Origin of the sequence: Methylomonas aurea (genome assembly GCF_024505045.1) — a bacterium.
GTDB lineage: Bacteria > Pseudomonadota > Gammaproteobacteria > Methylococcales > Methylomonadaceae > Methylomonas > Methylomonas aurea.
Window position 1 is genome coordinate 1 of the sequence record NZ_JANIBM010000086.1, and the last position, 1,239, is coordinate 1,239.

The window sequence follows — 1,239 nt, forward strand, 5'->3', positions numbered from 1 at the left end:
GTTGCAGGAATTGCAGTACCGCACTGCCGACGCCGCCGGCCAACACGTTTTCCTCGACCGTGACGAACACGTCGTGGCTCTTGGCCAACTGCAGGATCAAGTCTTCGTCGATCGGTTTGACAAAACGCATGTTCGCCACCGTGGCGCCCAGTTGCTTGCCGGCTTCGACGGCGGGCGTCACCATCGCTCCCCAGGCCAGAATCGCAATCCGCCCGCCCTGATGGCGAATCTCGCCCTTGCCGATCTCCAGGGTGGTTAAGGCGGGATCGATCGCCGCCCCCGGTCCCTTGCCGCGCGGATAACGCACCGCGGCCGGGCCGTGGTGGTGGAAGCCGGTGGTCAGCAGCTGCCGGCACTCGTTCTCGTCGGCCGGGGCCATCACCAGCATATTGGGAATGCAACGCATATAACTGTAATCGAACGCCCCGGCATGGGTCGGACCGTCGGGGCCGACCAGACCGGCGCGGTCCAAGGCGAACAACACATCCAGATTCTGCAGGGCTACATCGTGAATCAATTGGTCGTAACCGCGTTGCAAAAAGGTCGAATAAATCGCCACCACCGGCTTTGCGCCCTGGCAAGCTTGGCCGGCGGCCAAGGTCACCGCGTGCTGCTCGGCGATCGCCACGTCGAAATAACGCTTCGGAAATTTCTGCGAAAACTCGACCAAGCCTGAACCTTCGCGCATTGCCGGCGTGATGCCCAGCAATCGCTCATCGGCAGCCGCCATATCGCACAACCAACGGCCGAACACCTCGGTATAAGTCGGATGCGGCGACGGCGCCGCCTTCGGTAGAAAATCCTTGGTCGGGTCGAAGGCCGGCACGCCGTGATAGGCCAACGGATCCTTCTCGGCCGGGGCATAGCCCTTGCCCTTCTTGGTCACCACATGCAGGAACACCGGCCCGGTCAAATCCTTCAGATTCTCCAGGGTCGACACCAGCATCTCCAGATCGTGGCCGTCGATCGGCCCGAAATAGTTGAAGCCCAACTCCTCGAACAAGGTGCCCGGCACAATCATGCCTTTGACATGTTCTTCCGCTTTCCGCGCCAATTCCCAGACGCTGGGCATACTGGACAAAGCCTTCTTGCTTTCCTTCTTGACCGACGAATAAAACTTGCTGGATAAAATCTTGGTCAGGTAATTATTCATTGCCCCGACCGGCGGCGAGATCGACATCTCGTTATCGTTCAAAATCACCAACAGATTGGCATTGACATCGCCGGCATGGTTCATCG

The 1,239-nt window shown here is 59.6% G+C and carries 1 protein-coding gene; it reads right to left on the bottom strand.

What is annotated here, in order from left to right:
* On the bottom strand, positions 1–1,239 hold a 1,239-nt coding region (gene dxs / locus NP603_RS21810; RefSeq protein WP_256612972.1), incomplete at both ends, for a 1-deoxy-D-xylulose-5-phosphate synthase.